This window comes from Nostoc sp. UIC 10630, from assembly GCF_010747425.1.
Taxonomy (GTDB): domain Bacteria; phylum Cyanobacteriota; class Cyanobacteriia; order Cyanobacteriales; family Nostocaceae; genus Nostoc.
This window is the reverse complement of sequence record NZ_JAAGOG010000059.1, coordinates 1-19,772: the sequence shown is the minus strand read 5'-3', so window position 1 is coordinate 19,772 and position 19,772 is coordinate 1. Positions and strand designations below refer to the sequence as shown.

Annotated in this window: 18 protein-coding genes; 11 read left to right on the top strand and 7 right to left on the bottom strand. The window is 41.1% G+C overall.

Annotated elements, in window-relative coordinates:
- Nucleotide 1: 1 nt before the first annotated feature.
- Both G1O98_RS40730 and G1O98_RS40725 read right to left on the bottom strand, forming a co-directional pair.
- Nucleotides 2-553 (bottom strand): HAD-IC family P-type ATPase, encoded by a 552-nt coding sequence (locus G1O98_RS40730; RefSeq protein ID WP_345940560.1) that lies wholly within the window; start codon nt 551-553, stop codon nt 2-4.
- Entirely contained in the window at nt 501-1,091 is a 591-nt protein-coding gene (locus G1O98_RS40725) for an HAD-IC family P-type ATPase (RefSeq protein ID WP_202985796.1), read from the bottom strand. Before G1O98_RS40725 ends, G1O98_RS40730 begins: the two co-directional genes overlap by 53 nt.
- Nucleotides 1,092-1,323: 232 nt before the next feature.
- Between G1O98_RS40725 and G1O98_RS40015 the strand changes: the two genes are divergently transcribed.
- Both G1O98_RS40015 and G1O98_RS40010 read left to right on the top strand, forming a co-directional pair.
- Nucleotides 1,324-1,659: a hypothetical protein gene (locus G1O98_RS40015; RefSeq protein WP_228058301.1), complete on the top strand. Its 336-nt coding sequence runs from the start codon at nt 1,324-1,326 to the stop codon at nt 1,657-1,659.
- The gene (locus G1O98_RS40010) at nt 1,616-1,816 is read left to right on the top strand and encodes a cation-translocating P-type ATPase C-terminal domain-containing protein (RefSeq protein WP_228058293.1); all 201 of its coding nucleotides are present in this window, start codon (nt 1,616-1,618) and stop codon (nt 1,814-1,816) included. The genes G1O98_RS40015 and G1O98_RS40010 overlap by 44 nt, the downstream gene beginning before the upstream one ends.
- A 109-nt stretch (nt 1,817-1,925) precedes the next feature.
- Here the strand turns inward: G1O98_RS40010 and G1O98_RS15950 are convergent, their stop codons facing one another.
- On the bottom strand, nt 1,926-4,208 hold the full coding sequence (locus G1O98_RS15950; protein WP_163929696.1) for an amylo-alpha-1,6-glucosidase: 2,283 nt from the start codon (nt 4,206-4,208) through the stop codon (nt 1,926-1,928).
- An 847-nt stretch (nt 4,209-5,055) separates the two neighbouring features.
- Between G1O98_RS15950 and G1O98_RS15945 the strand changes: the two genes are divergently transcribed.
- The 3 genes from G1O98_RS15945 (at nt 5,056) to trpE (ending at nt 9,272) form a co-directional block, all read left to right on the top strand.
- Entirely contained in the window at nt 5,056-7,065 is a 2,010-nt protein-coding gene (locus tag G1O98_RS15945) for a DICT sensory domain-containing protein (protein ID WP_163929695.1), read from the top strand.
- Between the two features lie 152 nt (nt 7,066-7,217).
- The gene (locus G1O98_RS15940; RefSeq protein WP_163929694.1) at nt 7,218-7,643 is read left to right on the top strand and encodes a photosystem I reaction center subunit II PsaD; all 426 of its coding nucleotides are present in this window, start codon (nt 7,218-7,220) and stop codon (nt 7,641-7,643) included.
- Nucleotides 7,644-7,742: 99 nt separating this feature from the next.
- Complete coding sequence (gene trpE, locus G1O98_RS15935; RefSeq protein WP_163929693.1) at nt 7,743-9,272, top strand: anthranilate synthase component I; 1,530 nt, start codon at nt 7,743-7,745, stop codon at nt 9,270-9,272.
- 681 nt (nt 9,273-9,953) lie between these two features.
- Here trpE and G1O98_RS15930 read toward each other — a convergent pair.
- Together G1O98_RS15930 and G1O98_RS15925 are read right to left on the bottom strand one after the other, a co-directional pair.
- Nucleotides 9,954-10,193, bottom strand: a complete 240-nt coding sequence (locus G1O98_RS15930; protein WP_163929692.1) for a hypothetical protein — start codon at nt 10,191-10,193, stop codon at nt 9,954-9,956.
- Nucleotides 10,194-10,257: 64 nt separating this feature from the next.
- Nucleotides 10,258-10,470, bottom strand: a complete 213-nt coding sequence (locus G1O98_RS15925) for a high light inducible protein (RefSeq protein ID WP_163929691.1) — start codon at nt 10,468-10,470, stop codon at nt 10,258-10,260.
- A gap of 857 nt (nt 10,471-11,327) precedes the next feature.
- Between G1O98_RS15925 and G1O98_RS15920 the strand changes: the two genes are divergently transcribed.
- From G1O98_RS15920 to G1O98_RS15905, 4 genes are all read left to right on the top strand, one after another.
- The gene (locus tag G1O98_RS15920) at nt 11,328-12,290 is read left to right on the top strand and encodes an orange carotenoid protein N-terminal domain-containing protein (protein WP_163929690.1); all 963 of its coding nucleotides are present in this window, start codon (nt 11,328-11,330) and stop codon (nt 12,288-12,290) included.
- A gap of 247 nt (nt 12,291-12,537) precedes the next feature.
- Nucleotides 12,538-13,182 carry a pentapeptide repeat-containing protein gene (locus G1O98_RS15915; RefSeq protein ID WP_228058294.1) on the top strand — a complete coding sequence of 215 codons (645 nt, stop codon included), beginning with the start codon at nt 12,538-12,540 and terminating at the stop codon, nt 13,180-13,182.
- Nucleotides 13,183-13,371: 189 nt separating this feature from the next.
- Complete coding sequence (locus G1O98_RS15910; protein ID WP_163929689.1) at nt 13,372-13,668, top strand: hypothetical protein; 297 nt, start codon at nt 13,372-13,374, stop codon at nt 13,666-13,668.
- 157 nt (nt 13,669-13,825) lie between these two features.
- Nucleotides 13,826-14,413 (top strand): Uma2 family endonuclease, encoded by a 588-nt coding sequence (locus G1O98_RS15905; protein WP_163929688.1) that lies wholly within the window; start codon nt 13,826-13,828, stop codon nt 14,411-14,413.
- A 2-nt stretch (nt 14,414-14,415) separates the two neighbouring features.
- On the opposite strand, the gene G1O98_RS15900 is transcribed toward G1O98_RS15905, so the two are convergent.
- Together G1O98_RS15900 and G1O98_RS15895 are read right to left on the bottom strand one after the other, a co-directional pair.
- On the bottom strand, nt 14,416-16,353 hold the full coding sequence (locus G1O98_RS15900) for a type I restriction enzyme HsdR N-terminal domain-containing protein (RefSeq protein WP_163929687.1): 1,938 nt from the start codon (nt 16,351-16,353) through the stop codon (nt 14,416-14,418).
- A gap of 375 nt (nt 16,354-16,728) precedes the next feature.
- Nucleotides 16,729-17,625: an alpha/beta hydrolase gene (locus G1O98_RS15895; RefSeq protein WP_163929686.1), complete on the bottom strand. Its 897-nt coding sequence runs from the start codon at nt 17,623-17,625 to the stop codon at nt 16,729-16,731.
- Between the two features lie 488 nt (nt 17,626-18,113).
- Between G1O98_RS15895 and G1O98_RS15890 the strand changes: the two genes are divergently transcribed.
- Nucleotides 18,114-18,716, top strand: coding sequence for a hypothetical protein (locus G1O98_RS15890; RefSeq protein ID WP_243458454.1), 603 nt, complete (start codon nt 18,114-18,116; stop codon nt 18,714-18,716).
- A gap of 179 nt (nt 18,717-18,895) precedes the next feature.
- Nucleotides 18,896-19,693 (top strand): armadillo-type fold-containing protein, encoded by a 798-nt coding sequence (locus tag G1O98_RS15885; protein ID WP_163929685.1) that lies wholly within the window; start codon nt 18,896-18,898, stop codon nt 19,691-19,693.
- Nucleotides 19,694-19,772 lie beyond the last annotated feature (79 nt).

Below are 19,772 nucleotides of genomic sequence, written 5' to 3'. Positions count from 1 at the left end.
GCTAAAGCAAAACGCGAGTCGCCTGCGGCGAGGCTCCGCCAACGCTCTCTTTCCCCTCCACATCAACCGCAGCGTGAATTTTCACTTCCCCTTCCGTCAGCGTGCCCGTTTTATCTGTACAAAACACGTTCATGCTGCCAAAATTTTCAATCGCAGACAGTCGTTTCACAATCACCTGCTTTTTCGCCATTTGTTTAGCACCGCGAGCCAAGTTAACGCTAACGATCGCGGGCAACAATTGGGGAGTCAGACCGACTGCAAGCGCTAGGGAGAATAGAAAAGATTGTAGAACAGGACGTTGCAAGTAGACGTTGGCGACAAAAATTAGAACAACCAAAATCAACGTCACTTCCATGAGAAAATAGCCAAACTTGCCCAGTCCCCTTTCAAATTCGGTTTTGGGTGGTCTGAGTTTCAGGCGTTCTGATACCTTGCCAAATTCAGTCTGCTTTCCTGTCTGCACCACAACCGCTTTCGCTGTACCACTGATTGCGTTAGTCCTAAAGGGTGTTTGTTCGCTGGCTGAGTCCGACTTCGTTCGGCAATACGCCACCCAGTTTGTCAGCAGGATAGGTTTCTCCCGTTAGTGCTGCTTCATTCACTGACAGATCCTTCGACTCTAAAATCAGGCAGTCACCAGGGATACTATCGCCAGCAGCAAGCAACACAATGTCACCCGGAACCACCTCCTCATTAGAGATTTCTTGAGATTGACCATCTCTCAAAACTGTGGCTTTTACTTGCACTAAAGCCAGTAGCTTCGTTACGGCATCTCTAGCTCCCCGCTCTTGCCAAAATCCTAATAGCCCACTAATTAGTACGATCGTCAGAATAATAATAGTATCAATGACATCTCCAAGAAAACTGGAGAGAATAGCAGCTGCCATTAAAATCAAAATAATCGGACTCTTAAACTGGTTCAGCAACAGGAGTAGTGTGGATGACTGTCGCTTTTGCTTCAGACTGTTTGTACCATATTGAGTGAGCCGTTGCTGCGCCTCTTGGCGACTCAAACCCTGGTGGCTACTCTTGAGCTGATCTAATACCTGTTCGGCAGGTAGGCTCCAAAATGAGGGGATGACTTGAGGCATAGATGTCAGTATCCAATTTTTTTAAATCCTGAATAGATAACCTTGCTGATCTACACTGAACATCTGCACAACGGTTGGATACTGTTACGAGAATATCCGCTCTCACCGCATCTATTGGCAATGTCTCACGTTTGGCAGTCTAGGCGATGGCAAGCAGTATGAAATTGCAGCGAAAGGAGCGCCGGAAGCGATCGCGGATCTCTGTCATTTCACGCCCCAACAGCAGAAAATTATGGCAGCCCAAATCAGTGAAATGGCCAATCAAGGATTGCGTGTATTAGGCGTTGCCAAAGCCTCCCTTGTTGATGCGCCACCGCCATTTTTAACGCCTCATCCGTCACTTAATCCAAATCATTTACCCGATGAGCAACATGACTTTCCTTTTCAATTTCTCGGATTGGTAGGACTGTCTGATCCAGTGCGTCCAAACGTTGCGGCGGCAATTCAAGAATGTTATACCGCAGGTATTCGAGTTGTGATGATTACGGGTGATTATCCCGGAAGAACCCGCAGAAGCAACGGTGATGCAGCGTCCTCCTCGTCACCCCAAAGAACCATTATTTGGTAGGAAAACTTTAGGATTGGCAGTGCTACAAGGGGTGGGAATTTTGGTAATTGTTCTTGCCATCTTTGTGGTGGCGCTATATCGCCGACAAGGTGAACTTGATGCCCGTGCCTTAACGTTTACGACGTTGATTTTGGCAAATAGTTTTAGCCTTAACTGAACTGTATTGCAAGATAAAAGTGAAGTTCAACGAGGGATGTCTAAGACGGGCTACGCCTACGCACCAATCATAAAATAGGGAGTAGATTGTTTACCACTCCCTACTCGCTCTATGCTTCAATAACTACCCGCAAATTGCCCCGTTTTTTCGCAACGCGACAAGCAGTAGTTGTACCAGAACGCTCGAATTCTAAATCGAGAATGGTGGGGCCGACTCGCAAATTGTGAAATGATAGGCGATTAATCGATTCTGGCAAAGCAGGGTCGATTATTCGCAAGCAGTTATTTTGAGCATCAGGCACCAAGTTGACCATCATTTGCAGCAGTTGGAAGATACTACCAGTCGCCCAAGCTTGGGGAGTGCAAGCAACTGGATACTGCACAGGGGCATTATCACCGTTCCGTTCGTAGCCGCAGAAGAGTTCTGGAGGACGTTCATAAGGCTGCTGACTGGTCATATCGAATAAACCTTGGAAAAGTTCTAAGGCTTGATCGATTAGACCGAGCGATCGCAATCCCATTGCAATCAGAGCGTTATCATGGGGCCAAACCGAACCAATGTGATAACCCATTGGATTGTAAGCGGGTGACAAACTACTCAGGGTACGAATGCCCCAACCATTAAACATATCTGGTGCCCGCAACCGTTCTGCGACACTGTAGGCTCTTTCGTGGGTGAAAAGACCCAAATGCAGACAATGACCAGGGTTTGAGGTAATACTGTCTACAGGTTTACCATCTCCATCCAAAGCCAAGGCGCAGAAATCCTGGTCTTCTACCCAAAAATCTCGATTAAAACGAACCTTGAGACTTCTAGCCTCTTCTTGCCAACGATCTGCCAAATCAAGGCGCTTTTTCATTCTCGCTATTTCTGCTAGGCGCATTTTTGCAGCATAGACATAAGCTTGCACCTCACAAAGGGCAATCGGGCCGTTAGCTAATTCTCCCTTATGGTTGACAATGCAGTCGCCAGAGTCTTTCCAACCTTGGTTAGCAAGACCGCGTTTAGATTTACGGTAGTAGCTGAGGTAACTGGTTTGTTTGGTATTGCGATCGATCCAGTCCATTGCTGCTAAAGCATTTGGCCAAAGTAACTCTAGGAGTTCTTGGTCGTGAGTCCAAGCATAATGTTCGGCATACAGCATTAGCCACAGGGGAGTCGCATCAACTGTACCGTAGTATGGCGTGTGAGGAATTTCTTGACAACGAGCCATTTCTCCCAAACGTAACTCGTGCAAAATCTTACCCGGTTCTTCTTCGCGCCATTCGTCGTCGATTTTGCCTTGGTATGTCGCCAGTAATATTAGGGTTTCTTTGGCGATTTGCGAGTTTAACATCAGGGTTTGGGAAGCTGTAATCAGCGAATCCCGCCCAAATAGTGTAGAAAACCACGGTACTCCAGCCGAAACTGTCTTATGCTTTCCAAAAGATTGGCGCAACAAATACATATCTTGCTCGGCCCGCTCAATCACTCGATTGAAAGTGCTTTTATCTGAGCTAATGCGGGTAATTTGCTGTACCCAGTGTTGCTCCTCCATCAACTCAGCAGCTTTCGCCTGTCCTAAAGTAATGGCGGCGCTTACAGTTGAACTAGATTGGTTGTTTTTCAACATATTCACCCGATAACCCAGCTTTTGGGTTTCGTGAGAAGCCAACTCTAGCTGCCAAACCGCAGTGTAACCTTTGAAATAGTCTGGTTGACGATGCTGGAATAAAATCCGAGATTCCATCACCGAACCATCCAAACCTTGATAGGCAAGTGTTAAGGATTGTTCCCTAAAAGTTGATGGGTCTTTAGGTAATGGTGAAACGCCATCGACAATTCCTTCTTCAGTCGTGGGTTCTAGTAGACGTAAAAGCCTACCGCGTTTTTCTCTGTCATAACCCCGGACTTCAAATAAATCAACAAAATCTGCATCGAAGCTGATACTTAGTTCAAAATTGACAGTTGTTGTGCTGTAGTTAGATACTTCTATTTCTTCAAATAGAGCGCCATTGAGTACTATTTCTCGCCGAATTCCGATAGTTTCGGCTCTTAGGCGTTCGTCAATTCTGGGGTTAGTACACAAAACTGAGAGTGAAAACCCTTTTCCGGCAGTACTACTGAGAAGTACAGGCGATCGCCCTTCAATTTGCAACTCTAAGCGATTGAGAAATCTCGTATCACAGCAAAACAGCCCCATGCTGGGATTACCCTCACTGAGGGAACAGCCAGAAATATTCCCGATAGTATCTGTCACGAAAAATAAATCATCATCTTTAACCGTCAGTGTCGGTTGTGGTCTTTCACTCACAACACAAGGCCACTCCGGGATAGGTAATTGTTCAGCAGGAATAAAAGTTTTTCCATCCAGGAAAATTTTTTCCGGGGTCATTAGCGTATCCGGTGTCATTAGCCAAAGTTCCGTGTACAGGTCGTAGATTGTTTGTGGTATTCGGAGTAGAGGTCTTTACCCCTCACAACTTGCAGAAAAAAGACTCTTTGTAAAACTTGTTTGAGCTATTCTAGCCAAAATAATTTTTACGTACTGTTGACAAAGTAGCAGTGTCCAAATCTATATAAGTATTGTATAAGTCTAAACTCAAGACTGAAAACTCAGAATTTTTAGATAAGTCCTTAGTTGTCGAACTTTCTCAAGATACAAGATATATAGTATACTCAGCAAAAATGCGATGTTCCCAGTTATATTGGTAAAGCTAGCATTTATTGACTAAACTATTATACGATTTTGTTTTAAATATCTTTGGCGTTAGATTAGAAAAATTTTCCATCATTCAATTGATTGATTAATTTTAATCAATCATTACTGATTAAATTATATGGTATGTAGCAGTAATCGTTTTTGGGTAAGAAAATTCTATTTAGTGAGTGTAAATATTATGACGCACTACGCCAAGGCGTGGACTATCAATCAATGAAGAGTGCTGAGTGCTGAGTGGGTAAAGATTAGTGAATTTAGCAGTTAAAACAATACAAAAATTATGTGGCTGGTACTTAGTAATGAAAGATTTTAGCTGTGCAAGCATATTTCAAAGTTAGTCAAGAATGTATATTGGGCGTAGTAGGTTGTCAATAAATAGATCAATTTGGTAACAAAATGTTGCGCCTGCTTTGGCGAAAAGTGCATTTTAGCGTTCTTTACATATTGCAACTCTCTATTTAACTTGAGAGTGCCTTGGAATTTGTACAATGCAGCTGTGACGTGGATCTTGTCGAGGTTGAGCGTTTAACAATAATTCATGAGCATTTCGACTTCTGTGCTGAGTGATCTGCTAAAGTCCCTACCATACTTGCGGCCCCAGCTATATTTTAAGGCTTCGCTAACAGCGCTCTCCCATGCGATGGAAGATCAAGTTTTGGCTGCGACTTTAGCACAACCCCTTGTAATTGCTAGTTTCCAGCGAGAGCGATTCTACCGCCAAGAAGCTCATCGCTACCTGCGACTTGCCTTGCGGAGTAACCAAATATACGTATTAGCTGCTCCAGAAACGGATTTCGCCAATAGTTCGGAACACTACGAAAAGATCGCTTTTGAGCCAACGGATGGCTTAAATCAAGAGTGGCATTTGGTAGTGATTGCTGACAATTATGCTACTTGTCTGGTTTGCCGGGAAAGTCTTGGTTCCATTGCTAAAAACAAGCAACTACCAGAACTAAGCCCTAATCTGGATATAGACACAGCGCGAAGATTTGAAGGAGTTTGGACATCGGAAAGGGGAGTTAGCCTCAAAGCCGCTGAATTGCTGTTAGACAGGATTTTGGTTTACAGACCAGAACTGGCAAGTAAAATAAACGAGGCACGTCAGAGGTTTAGTATAGGAGAGCCGCGAAGCCACTCTGGAGCAGAACAGATCAACGAATATGCTTGTGACATTGATACAGATCCCTTTGTGCAACGCTTAGTAACTTACTTGCAAGCTAGTCAGTACAAATTGCACAAAGCCTACCGTTCCATTGCGGCCCAAGCACGAAAAGAACGATTAGTCAACTCGATTAGCACAGCCATTCGGCGATCGCTCGATCCTCATGAAGTTCTCCAGGTGGCAGCACAAGAATTAGGACAACACCTAGAAGCTTGTCGCTGTCTAATTTACCGCGCTCAAGCTACAGATAACCAAGCCATAATTGAACACGAGTTTTTGAATCCCGGTATTTTATCGGTTCGTGGGCAAACTTGGGAATTAGAGAAAAATTCCCTGTTTCAGGACATCGTGCAACAAGGCGAAGGTGTTTGTATTAGCGATACGCTAAATGACCCTCGTGTTAACAATTCGCCAGGGCTTTCCTTAATTGCCAAAAAGTTTGCCATTCGTTCTTGGCTGATGGAACCAGTATTTTATCAGGGGCGTTTGTTGGGCATCGTGGAGTTGCATTACTGTGGAATGCCACCGCATGAGTGCCAACCTGGGGAGTTAGATTTGGTAGAAGCGATCGCCACCCAAGTGGGAGCAGCCCTAATTCAAGCGGAAGCCTACGCCAACCTAGAAGAACTTAACCAGCAGCTAGAAGCCCTAGACCGCACCCGCAGCAACCTTATAGCCATCACTGGACACGAACTGCGTACTCCCCTATCCACCATTCAAGTGTGTCTAGAAAGTCTTGCTAGTGAGCCGGATATGCCCTTGGAGTTGCAGCAAATTATGCTCAACACGGCTCTTTCCGACTCAGAACGGATGCGAAAATTGGTACAAGATTTCCTCACGCTTTCCAACTTGGAAAGCGGGCGAGTGCAATGGCATCCAGAATCCCTGACTTTACAAGAGTGTGTGGATTTAGCACTCAGCCGCAATCGCACGCGTTCTTCAACGGAAAAGCCGCCCCAAGTCAAAACTCAAATTGCCGAAAATCTACCTCTAGTAAGGGCTGATGGTGATTGGCTAGTAGAGGTACTGGCAAAACTCATGGACAACGCTTGTAAATTTACGCCACCCCAAGGAGAAATCACCATTAAAGCCATTTCCAACAGCCATCAAATGGTCGAGGTGACTGTGGCTGACACTGGACGCGGCATTGAACCAAATCGCTTAGAAGTAGTTTTTGACCGCTTCTATCAAGAAGAGGGAGCGCTACGCCGCACCACTGGCGGAACAGGACTTGGTTTAGCAATTTGTCGGCAAATTGTGAATGGCTGGGGCGGAGAAATTTGGGCAGAGTCAACTGGCAAAGACCAGGGTAGCCAGTTTCACTTCACCATCCCCATTGTTCAGAATAGCCGCGAGGAAAAGCGGGCAAAAGTCAAGAGTAAATAGTCATGGGGCATGGGGCATGGGGCATTGGTTTTTAACAAATGACAAAGAACAAAGGACAAATGACTAAAAACTGTTACAGTCTATAACGCGATCGCAATATGATCCTGGTTGCAGTGTTAGGATTCCCTAAAAACGTTGAGAGAACAGACTTTATGGCAGAAACACTCTCTGGACAAACCCCACTATTTGCTGGCAGCACTGGTGGCTTGCTCACAAAAGCACAAGTCGAAGAAAAGTACGCTATCACTTGGACTAGCCCGAAAGAGCAAGTTTTTGAATTGCCTACAGGTGGTGCTGCTACTATGCGGAAAGGTGAAAACCTGCTGTATATAGCTCGTAAAGAATATGGTATCGCTTTGGGCGGTCAGCAACTCCGGAAACTCAAAATTACAGATTACAAAGTTTACCGGATTTTACCCAACGGAGAAACCACTTTACTTCACCCAGCTGATGGTGTCTTCCCTGAAAAGGTAAATGAAGGTCGTGACAAAGTGCGTTATGTAGACCGTCGGATCGGACAAAACCCCAGTCCCTCTAAAGTTAAGTTTAGCGGTGTTACAACCTACGACGCTCCGTAATTAGCTTTTAGTAGCTAATGGGTAATTAGTAATGGGTAATTGGTAAGAAAAAGAATTACCCATTACCCATTACCAATTACCAATTACTTTTAAAAAATAATGATTTTTCCGCATTTCTCCCAGTTTTCTGGCCTAGCGCAACAAGGCAACTTCGTACCCGTATATCAAGAATGGGTAGCGGACTTAGATACGCCCGTATCTGCTTGGTATAAAGTTTGTGCAGGTCAGCCCTATAGCTTTTTGTTGGAATCGATAGAAGGTGGGGAAAAACTAGGACGCTATAGTTTAGTGGGCTGCGATCCGCTTTGGGTTTTGGAAGCAAGGGGCGATCGCACCACCCAATTAAACCGCGATGGTTCGCAGGTCGTTTTTGCGGGCGATCCTTTTACAACTTTAGCCGAGTGTTTAGCGCCTTATCACCCAGTCAAGTTACCACAGCTACCACCAGGGATTGGCGGTTTATTTGGGTTTTGGGGCTATGAATTGATTAACTGGATTGAGCCGCGCGTGCCAATCTATCCACCAGATGAGCGAAATATCCCTGATGGATTGTGGATGCAGGTAGACCACCTGTTGATTTTTGACCAGGTGAAGCGAAAAATTTGGGCGATCGCTTATGCTGATTTACGTGACCCCAATGTAGATTTACACGCAGCCTATCAACAAGCGTGCGATCGCGTCACCCAAATGCTCGAAAAGCTATCTCTCCCCCTATCGCCCGAAAAAACTCGGTTGGAATGGAAACCGCCAGGGAACAGAGAGGCAGAGGAGCAGGGGAGCGGAGGGGCAGAGGAGTATAAAAGTAATTTTACTCGTCCTGATTTTTGTGCCAGTGTCCAAAAGGCCAAAGACTACATCAAAGCAGGCGATATCTTTCAAGTAGTAATTTCTCAACGACTATCAACACCATACACAGGCGACCCCTTTGCCCTTTACCGCTCCCTACGTCAGATAAATCCTTCGCCTTACATGGCTTACTTTAACTTCCGAGATTGGCAAATCATTGGTTCTAGTCCTGAAGTGATGGTGAAAGCCGAAACTGCTCCAGATGGGGGAGTTATAGCAACGGTACGCCCCATTGCTGGGACACGTCCACGCGGTAAAACTACCCAACAAGATGCAGCATTCGCTCAAGATTTACTCGAAGATCCCAAGGAAGTTGCCGAACACGTGATGCTTGTAGATTTAGGGCGGAATGATTTGGGGCGTGTTTGTCAAAATGGTAGCGTCAAAGTTGATGAATTAATGGTAGTTGAGCGCTACTCCCATGTGATGCACATTGTCAGCAATGTTGTGGGTAAATTAGCACTCGATAAAACAGCATGGGATTTATTGAAAGCTTGCTTCCCAGCAGGTACGGTAAGTGGCGCACCCAAGATTCGGGCGATGGAAATTATCCACGAGTTAGAGTCTAGTCGGCGCGGTGTTTATTCTGGTGTATATGGATATTACGATTTTGAAGGACAATTAAATACTGCGATCGCAATTCGCACAATGGTAGTACATGACAAGACGGTTAGCGTACAAGCTGGCGCAGGTTTAGTGGCTGATTCTGAGCCAGAAAAAGAATACGAAGAGACGTTGAATAAAGCTAGAGGTTTATTAGAAGCAATTCGTTGTTTGCGTTGAACTGGGGGCTAGTAGTAACAGAACTTTGCCTAGCTTTAACAGGTAATTGAAGTTCTGCGGCTCATAATTAAAATCCGCTCAAGTGTTCAAAATACAGCAGATTGCAACTTGGTGAGGTACAGACAATCATAGGGGCAATTCATGAATTGCCCCTACCTGTACTTAATTTACCTGAAATACGCTATAACTAAAATTCTTATTTAGTTATCCGAAAGAAGTGCAATAGAATTTATGCTGTAACGTTTTTGTACTACGCTATGAATTCAAATAAAAGTTATATCTTGATGTAATGGCTTTATAGTTACTATCGCTTGCAATTAATAGCCAACTGATTTTTATTAGTTAGTTGTAAAAGTGGACTTGATACAAGTACAGTAACAGTTCGATTTGCTGTATGAGAATCTAGACCAGACTTTAACAGTTGATTGATTAATATTCTTCTATTTTGAATTACATAGGTTTTACTTTGAACTGCAAGATGTTTGGAAACAATTTCTGCCACTTCTAAGCCCATGTATCCACAATACCGTGACAAATTAGGAAGCTTTATAAATCCAATCAACATCAAAGTTTTCCCAAAGCTAAAGAGACTTTTTTAGGCATATTGACATAGTGAAAATAAGTCCTGGTATCCAAATCCAGGACTTCTATTGAAGTTACTAGTAAAATGAACAAACTTGTTCATCCTAATTGAGTGAAATAAATCGCCCAAAGCATTCCAGTTACCCCAATAGCGATTAAGAGGTTAGTGAAAAATCTGCCGAATTCAATTTCTTGTCCCAGTCCCTTGTCATCTTGACCCCCACTGAAAAACAATGACCACGCTTGATTTGCATTGATGATCTCAAAGTTGTTGAAATCGGGTCTAAAAACGACTGTTCCAATCAAATCTTTTCTGGGGTAATCAAAATCAGTTTTCATAAGTTTGCCTCTAAATTGTTTTATTTGTCAACTGGAGAAAATTTGTAAATCTGAAGTGTGTTCTCTAAAAACTAGTTAGCCATCCAATCAAACCGTGTCCGGTGAAAACTTCCAACGCGATGAGTGAGATAAAACCAATCATTGCCAAGCGACCATTGAGTTTTTCGGCGTATTCGGTGAAGCCTGTCCGTGGGGTTTCATCAATATAAATTTTGGGTTCAATTGCAAATCTGTTGAGTTGACCGCGTTCGTTAATAGTAAAGCCTTTATTTGTCATCTTTTACTTTTTATTTTTGTGTTATGTAAATGAATGTAACTTATTGTAAATATTTTTTGCAAGTACTTGACACAATAAAAAAGGTAGTAATAACCGTACTAACCAGATAGGGTATTTTGGCTTCATCCGAGAAGGTAAGCGATGTGTAGACACAATAGTTGAGCGAAGAATTGGTTGTAAAATTTGATACAAAAGAGATATGCCAATACAGTTCAGGTAAGACCAAAACACTTGTAGAGACGGCGATTTATCGCGTCTTAAAACCCACGATTTTGTACAAGTAGCCCTTAACTGAACTGTATTGAGAGATATGCGATCTCTAGGCTAATCGTCATTTAAATTGCATCATTTTCATGGCAATAAAAGCTGCAAACCCTCTCCCTTGCTCCCTGCCCCCTGCCCCCCTGCGGTCTCAATGTGCAAATTAAATGCTTAACAGCTTACGATGCGCTACGCCTACGCTCTTAGAAGTGAATACACACAAAGGCATTAATTACCTTTAGTCTGACTTCAGTAAAACTTATCATTTACATAAAGAGAAATTATCAAAGTATAGCTGAGGAAGTATTGCTTATTTGTAACGAACTTGTTATGTTTCTTTACATATAGAAACATAAACAACATAAATGCGTTAAAGCACTGTTGGTCAAAGTTTTCTAAATAACTATGCAGTTAAGCCTACAATGTGCTTTGCCGAGTATCAAAACTCAACGGCAACACTATCATTATGCCTTTGGTAGATGATGTCTAAGGCGGCCTATGGTCAGACTGCTTAGTGCTTTTAGTAACACCTAAACGCATTTCCCCTCCGTTTTTTCACATTCAATAGAACTGTAATTTTTTTGGGAACATCTGCTATGTCTTTTACCATCAAGTCGGCTCAAAGTATTTTTCCCGGCACGCTAGTTGCTGACGTTGTTCCAACTGTTGTCGAATCATTCTCTCAACTCAATGCTGAAGATCAACTAGCATTACTCTGGTTTGCTTATACCGAGATGGGTAGAAGTATTACGGTTGCCGCTCCTGGAGCAGCTAACATGGTACTCGCACAAGGCTTACTTGAACAAATTAAGCAGATGCCTTTCGAGGCTCAAACACGAGTCATGTATGATTTAGCTAATCGTGCTGACACTCCCCTCTGCCGTTCTTATGCATCCTTCACTGTAAACATCAAGTTGGGCTTTTGGTATCAGTTAGGAGAATGGATGGCTCAGGGAATCGTTGCTCCTATTCCAGAAGGCTACAAGCTTTCTCCCAAGGCTGCTGAGGTGTTAGAAGCAATCAGAAATGCTGATTCAGGTCAACAAATCACAATTCTCCGCAATACCGTAGTGAGCATGGGATTTGACCCGAACGCTCCCGGTAGTTACAAAAAAGTCTCAGAACCTGTGGCTCCACCCACAGCACCAGCATTTCGGACTAAAGTCACCATTGAGGGTATCAACAACCCTACAGTGCTTGGCTATATCAACAACATGAATGCCAATGACTTTGATGCTGCTGTTGCTCTGTTTACCTCTGAAGGTGGTTTGCAACCTCCCTTTGAAAGACCGATTATTGGTCAAGATGCAATCCGCGCTTATATGCGTGAAGAATGCCAGGGATTAAAAATGATACCAGAGCGTGGTATATCCGAGCCAGTAGAAGATGGCTATACCCAAGTTAAAGTCACCGGCAAAGTCCAAACCCCTTGGTTCGGTGCAAGTGTGGGTATGAATATTGCATGGCGATTTTTGCTCGATCCTCAAGGCAAAATTTTCTTCGTAGCGATTGACTTGCTTGCTTCTCCTAAAGAACTGCTGAATCTAGTACGTAAGTAAAAGCTAGATTAGTCGCTGCTTAAGCGTGGATGAGTGAAAGAGCAAGCCACCTCACCACGTTTAAGCAAAAGAAATTTATCAGGATAAGGGTTTCCTTCTCTAAAACTTTTTGAAAATAATCAATCTCATCAGCAATATTGTAAAAGATTGTTAAATAATTTTAATCTTGATGCGAAGTTTTAAAAGTCTCTTAATAAGAGGAATTTTCAGAAATTATTGATTAGACACTGTGATTTTCAGGTGAGAAATGGAAATTTGGAAGGCAGGCTGTATGGATGCTAATGAACTTCTCAACCGCTATTGTGCAGGAGAGAGAAATTTCACTCAAGTAAGCCTGCACTTAGTTAACCTCAGCGAGGTGTGTTTAGCTGGAATCAACTTGAATCGATCTAACTTGGCTAACGCGACTTTATCACAGACTAACCTGCGCGGAGCAAACCTAATTGAAGCAAATTTGACTGCGGCGATCTTATGGAGAACCGATCTAAGTGGCTCAAATCTGATATTAGCAAACCTCAAGGCTGCTAATCTGATTCGGGCAACTCTTAGGAAGGTGAACTTGCATAAGGCTTCCCTTATGAAAGCAGACCTGCGTTTAGCAGACTTACATGATGCTGACCTCAGTAGTGCAAACTTAGCTGGAGCAGACTTGCGCTATGCTAACCTCAGTGGTGTAAACTTGGCTGGAGCAAATCTCACTGGTGCAAACCTGACTGGCACAAAGTTGAGCAACACAGACCTGAGTCATGCCAGTCTCACCAAAGCTATTTTGTGTAAAACGGATTTAATTGACATTGATTTAACCGAAGTAGACCTGACTGGGGTCAATCTGCACCACTGCTTATTTAACGGAGTAACCTTACCTAAACGAAGCTTAATTGAAGCGGGTTGAGTGTTGTTGTCGTCTAATTAAAAATTTAAAATTATTCACGAATTACTAATTAGAGAGACTGACTCTAAAGAAATAACTGTACATTTTTGGAGTAAGGGATACATAGGCATCATCCCTAAAAGATGGGAAGACAATAAATTAAATCTGCATTTGCAATTTGAAAATTATCCTCAAGGGTTAATAATAAGAATGCTAATTTGTCCTAATGACGATAAATCCATACGCGAAAAAATATATAAAATATCCCAAAAAAATATACCTCTTTTTAAGAAGAAAGCTTTAACACCTCAATGGACAACTATTTATACAAAAACTATTCTTAAGCCTAAAGATTATGAAGATGCTGATCTTGAGGAATTAATGAATAAGGTAGAGGAATTTTGGCTGCACTTTATTAAAAATGACTTTGTAATTATCGAGAATATAATTAATACAAATATAGATGAGATAATCTGTAAAGATATCTCCGTTCATCCTGAACCTTGAAGATAAACTTTAGCGATCGCTCCTACAGTAGCCTAAATTAGTAAAATTTTATACTAAAGATTTTGCATATATACTAAGCCGACTTATGTTGATGCGATCGCACCCCACACAACCCCACACAGCACTAAACTAGAAAGTAAGATGCTCAGGATAGCTTATGAACGCTGTTACAACCACTTTACCTCCTACACTCAAGTTGAAAATCGACTTAACTGATGATCAATTTTTCGAGATGTGTCAGAAAAACCGCGATTATCAATTTGAGCGTACAGCATCAGGGGAATTATTAATTATGCCACCTACAGGTAGTGATACTGGCAGACGTAATGTTAAACTTACAACCCAACTAGATATTTGGAACTCTGAGAGTAATTTAGGCGAAGTTTTTGACTCCTCAACTGGCTTCACTCTACCCAATGGTGCAGAACGTTCTCCCGATGCTTCTTGGGTAAAAATTGAGCGGTGGAATGCTTTAACCCCAGAACAACAAGAAAAATTTGCCCCAATTTGTCCTGATTTTGTAGTAGAGTTGCGTTCTCCTAGTGATTCCTTGAAAGACTTACAGGAGAAAATGCAAGAATATATAGAAAATGGCGCTCAATTAGGCTGGTTAATTGACCGGAAAAACAAGCGAGTAGAAATTTATCGTCCAGGTAAAGATGTAGAGATATTAGACAATCCTGCTAGTTTATCAGGAGAAAATATCTTACCCAGATTTGTGTTGAAGTTACAGCCAATTATGTAGCTTTATCGATTAGGATAAACATAACGTATTTCAAAGCGACTTTGTTCCCAAAGTGGTAGCAAAGCCTGTTTAGCAGCATTTAATTGAGCTTGCGAAAAAGATATTTTTCCATTTTCTATAATCCAAATAAATATCCGAGTTATTAAATCTGCCTTTAAACTATTCTCGTATTCACAATTATTTATTCTTGCTACTTGCTTATCTAAGCAATCAATAGCATATTTAAAAGTCAAGTTTTTCCAGTCTGTGCGATTGTTATCAATTTCTTCTTGCGTATTTTTCCACTCGATCCTACGCAAATTTCCTATAATATAGTCTATGCCTGTTATAGAAGAGTCAGTGTTACGTACCAAATTTGTATAGGCTTGGTAATATGATTTCAACAGAGAGGCAGCAATATTTTCTACATATATATTTAGCCAAGATTGAATGTCGTGAAGATAAGGTGCTAAATCTCTGATATTATCAATTTCTTGAATCAGCATACGACCATTTGTATAATTTGTAATTTTTGCTAGAAATTCAGCTTCAGATATTTGAGACTTTTGTGAGTAATAGTTAATAACTTTTGGAATATATTTCTCTAACAACCACTGTTTAGTATATTTAGCCGTCCAGGTTCCCCAAGAACCAATATCTTGCTGCCATGAGGTAAATTCATCTGTATCAATAGATTGTAAGTTAACATCATTTAGTTCATAAATTACGTTAACCTGATGATTGTTAGGTAATGAAGAAAAACTTATATCAGTTTGGTAGGAAATAAATGTATGATCGTGAATTCCTCTACTCACTCGGATTGACATATTTTTTGTATGGAATAAATGCCATTCTGACTTACCTTTAATATAATTAAACTCATTAGCAAACTGCTGCATTAGATTCCATAATTCTTGTCTTACAGAAAATAGGATAAAACCTCTATTTCCTGAAAAGTTTACAAATTTAAAATCCCATGTTTCTAAAATATTTTCAAATTGAATTAGTAAATTTTTATATTCTTGGCAAACTCCATCAATACATAAACATAAGTCTGCTGCTTCTACATCTGATAAAATTAGAGTTGTTTGACCTAAATAAACCTCAAAAGTATTTTTATCTAACTGTTTAAAAATCCGACGACATCTCCAATCTGGCTGGGTGTGCAATCCAGTCATTAATTGGCCTAAAATATCTTGATGATTTAAGTAAATTTTTAGACCTCTTAAAATAATACTGCTGAACTCTATTTCACAATTACCCTCTCCAAAAGCTTTGGGTAAATTACATGCGATCGCTACTTTCTTTTTCACAACAACTAAGCGATAGCCTTCCCTTGTTGTGGAAGACTCAAAATCACATTTCTCTAAAATATCCTGTAAATCTGGATGTTGTCTTAAAAATCTCTCTATTAATTTATATTTAGTATTTAATAAACTGCTTGTTGTTTTTTTGTCGATATTCTTAACTAATTCAAAGTTTAGCTTGTTATAAAAGTCTGAGGCAATATAATTATCTTTTAGTATATCTATATTTATATCAAAAATAGACTCTTTTTTATAGTAATGAAACCGTTTAAAAACCTTTATTTGATATCCGTTAGTAATTATAAAAAATAGCGTATTAAAACGATCATTATAAATTTTAGTTTGTTGAATAATGTCATTTAATTTAGTTTCATCTGGTGCTATTGTCTTAATAGCAACAAGTGAGTTATTTATGTTTTGCTGATTAATATCATCTGTTGGATAATAAACCTGAATAACTTGGTTATTTCTGTGATATTGTCCTGATTTAGATGTTGTTAAAGGGTATTCACGACGACATCTCTCTGGATAACAGAGATAATGAAGCATTGGTAAAATAAACTTTTCTTTGACATCATCTTCATTTTGTAAAATCCGATGGTCAAAACCTTGTATCCATGTAATAAATTTTTTAATTGACTCTGGAATAGTCATCAGATAATCTACCTGCTAGTATAAATTTGCTATACCTTATTTTGTTTATATAATTAACAATTTATCAATTCAGGTCGAATAGTATCGTGATTTTGAATACTATAATGAGACCCTTCATCTTGATGTAAAGGATTGAGCAAATAGAATAAGACTGTTGGCGAATTAATTTATTTAATTTCAGTACGTTTAAACACACTTTAGCTATTAGCCCGCAATGTATTGCAACCTAGGAAAGCAACACTCTCACCAAGGTTTTAGGGCTGTGTGATTTTAACCCATTATGAATTGACCAACAGCCTTATAGAATAGAGCCTCCGGCACGCTGACGCGAAAACGAAATCCGCATACAACAGGGCTAGGACTAATGAAAAACCACTAATTAAGCAAAGGTAAAAATTGGCGAATTAACCCAATTGTGACTGCCGGCAATTCCAACTGTGGTGTTAACCCCACATCTTCCAACTCTTGAAAAAATCGGATTGCTTGGGGATTCATTTCGGCAAGGCGGCGACCAATTGAAGGCCCTGTAAATTCTGACTTTTGCCCCCAAATAATGGCGGTCGGAGTTGTTAATTCTTGAATGTAAAGCGATAAATCAAAGCATAAATCGCCACGGACAAAGGACAGTGCTGCATATTCAGCATTAGGCTGCTGGGCGGATTGCAAATAAGCATCTACAATTTCTTGGTACACTCGATTAGACTTAGCAAATTGCCGTTGCTCTAAGAAACTGCGAATACCCCCACTGGTGGCTACCCCTGTGCTGTAAATTAAACGGTCAACAACAGGAACACTGATTAACTGGGCAAAAAAACTACGTGAGTAGTCTTCGCCAAAGTCGGAAAGTCCGGCGGGGGTGGTGAGAATTAAAGCCTTAAATAAATCAGGATGAGCTGCTGCTACTCGAATTGTAAATGCTGCGGTCAAAGAAGAAGCGATCGCAGTTACAGGGCCAGTACAAGTCTGCTGTAAAAACTCCCGAATCGTGGTCAAATAATCCTCAATATTATAATTCCGTGCTGGATGCTCAGACCGACCCCAACCGATCAAATCGGGTGCAATGACTCGATATTCAGCGGCAAAAGCTGGATAAACCTTCGACCACTCATAAGCAGAAGATCCACCACCAAAGCCATGCAAGAACACCAAAGTTTCCCGATCATCTCTAGCAGTTACATTATTCTGCCAAGGCGCTCCATCAGCAGAATAATATACCATTCTACCTAGTGAGGTATTTATAGAGCGTTGGTCAAATCCTTGTGGTTGAAACATAAGTATTTTTTGTTGACTGTAGTCATTTGTTGGCACAAGTGAAAGTAGTGATGCGGGTACACGTAGAGAGAATTTTGCTCCTGTCTTTGCGTCCCCAAGTCTTTTTTAGTTACACTGGATGCTTACGTGTTTAGTTCAAACTTCCACTCATTGTTATTATCAGCGAATCAATTGCTCTAAAACTTCTCACCACCGTCAGATTAAGCAGATGTAAAATTACTGGATTAGTTATAAAGATTTGGTGATTTTTTTCACAATGAAAAGGAAATTAACCTTGAAATTACTGTCTTACAAGGTTTTTTATGGTAGCGAGTATCACTAAAGCCTGAATCCAGCATAAGTTTTTATGGTAATCTATCAAAAAACTCATAAATAATTTTGAGCGTTAAAAACAGTTGAAACGCTCATTTTAATAGGCTATTTATTCTACTTATATATGTAAGATAAATTGCTTCTGATGTATAACCAATCTAATTATTATCTAAGTAATGGTAAGGCGGGATGTCATGGTAAAGCAGGCTACTCTTCAATCAAATAAACTACCAACGATTGAAGACGCTGAATTTGCGCTTGACAAGCTTAATATACAAAATGAAATTAAAGCTTCAGCTTGCAGGGATCAGGTCGAGTCAGCCATTGATGCTGCCAGAATTACTGTACCCTCTTGTATTTTTTTAGACTTAGAAGACTTAAAGTGTTTTGAACCAGTAGAGCGCCAGTATGAACGCTGGGGAGTAATTTTTCACAATTCTCTAGCAATACAACCATCAAATCCAGCATTTCCAGCCTATTCAGGACAAACAGTTTTAATGGGAGCGCCCAAAAGCGGATTTTTAGAAGCTACTTTCTTACGTCCGGTTAACTCGGTTACTGCCTTTGTCACTAGTTCTCAACGGCTAGTACTTTCTGCTTACGATCGCGATCGCCAACTGCTCGGTCAAACTGCACTCCCAGGGTCTAATCTTGCCAATTCAGACTCAGCAATTTCCCCCAATACCTTATTATTTATAAATGTGAATAACATCCATAGCGTTACCTTCTGTGCTTTTGATGGTCAATTCACTATTGATAACTTTCGTTTTTGCCTTTAAAAAGCCTTTATGCCCTTGCTCTAAGCCATCTAAAATGGTATCTTTATTTCCGCCGTGCTGTACTAGTCTACTATCCGTCGATGCAAAGCAGGCATCTTGTGGTTTGGGTCTTCACCTTTTCTTCATTCCCTAGTAAAACTTATACAATAGGTAATTTCGTAATCAAGTAGGTAAACACTGTGGCACAGGCTTCGTCTTCTTGGCAGCAATTGATCAACCAGATCCACAACTGGAACTGGTCGCATCCATTGTTCAAGACAAAAGGAGCTACAAAGCAGCAAACATTTCAGCGTTTCTCTGGGCCTGGAGGCTTTCTTGGGTTCCTGACAATTATCGTTGCTATGTTGTTGTGGAACTGGATGCTGCTATTGGCTCTCTTAATGGGCATTGGGGTAATGGTATTGGTTTACTCAATGCAGAAGTGGGACTGGCAATTGCACTGGTCTAAGATACATAAATTCTTAAACAGTTCAAATCGCCGATTAGTCTTAGCAGTCATTAGTGGCGGTCTTGCTACTGTCAGCACTTATATGGCCGCTGCAATTTGGGTTGACTCTCACAGTTCCTGGATTGCAGCTGGTGCTATTATCCAAGGCGTGGGAACCCTGTTAACTTTGATTTTATTAGTCTGGCAAATTGTCAACTTCTATGAAAATCGAGAAGAAGACTACCTCGATCGATTGTTGGTCAATTTAACAGACAAAGATCCATTGAAACGGTTGATTGCCCTACGTCAACTAACTAAATTCATCAGTCGTCAGCGAGTTGATTCTTCAGTGCAGCAAGATGTTGCCGAATGCTTGCAACTCTTACTCAGTCGAGAGGAAGAAGTTGCGATCCGAGAGGCAGCTTTTAAGAGTTTACAAGCTTGCGATGGTCTCCGGTCGGTCGGAGGCGATCGCCTACAAGTGCCACCCCCGAAAACAGCAGCACCTTTTGTACCCGTATCAGCAAAAGTCAAGCATCACGTTTATTAGTTATTTGTCATTTGTCATTTGTCATTTGTCATTTGTCATTTGTCATTTGTCATTTGTCATTTGTCATTTGTCATTTGTC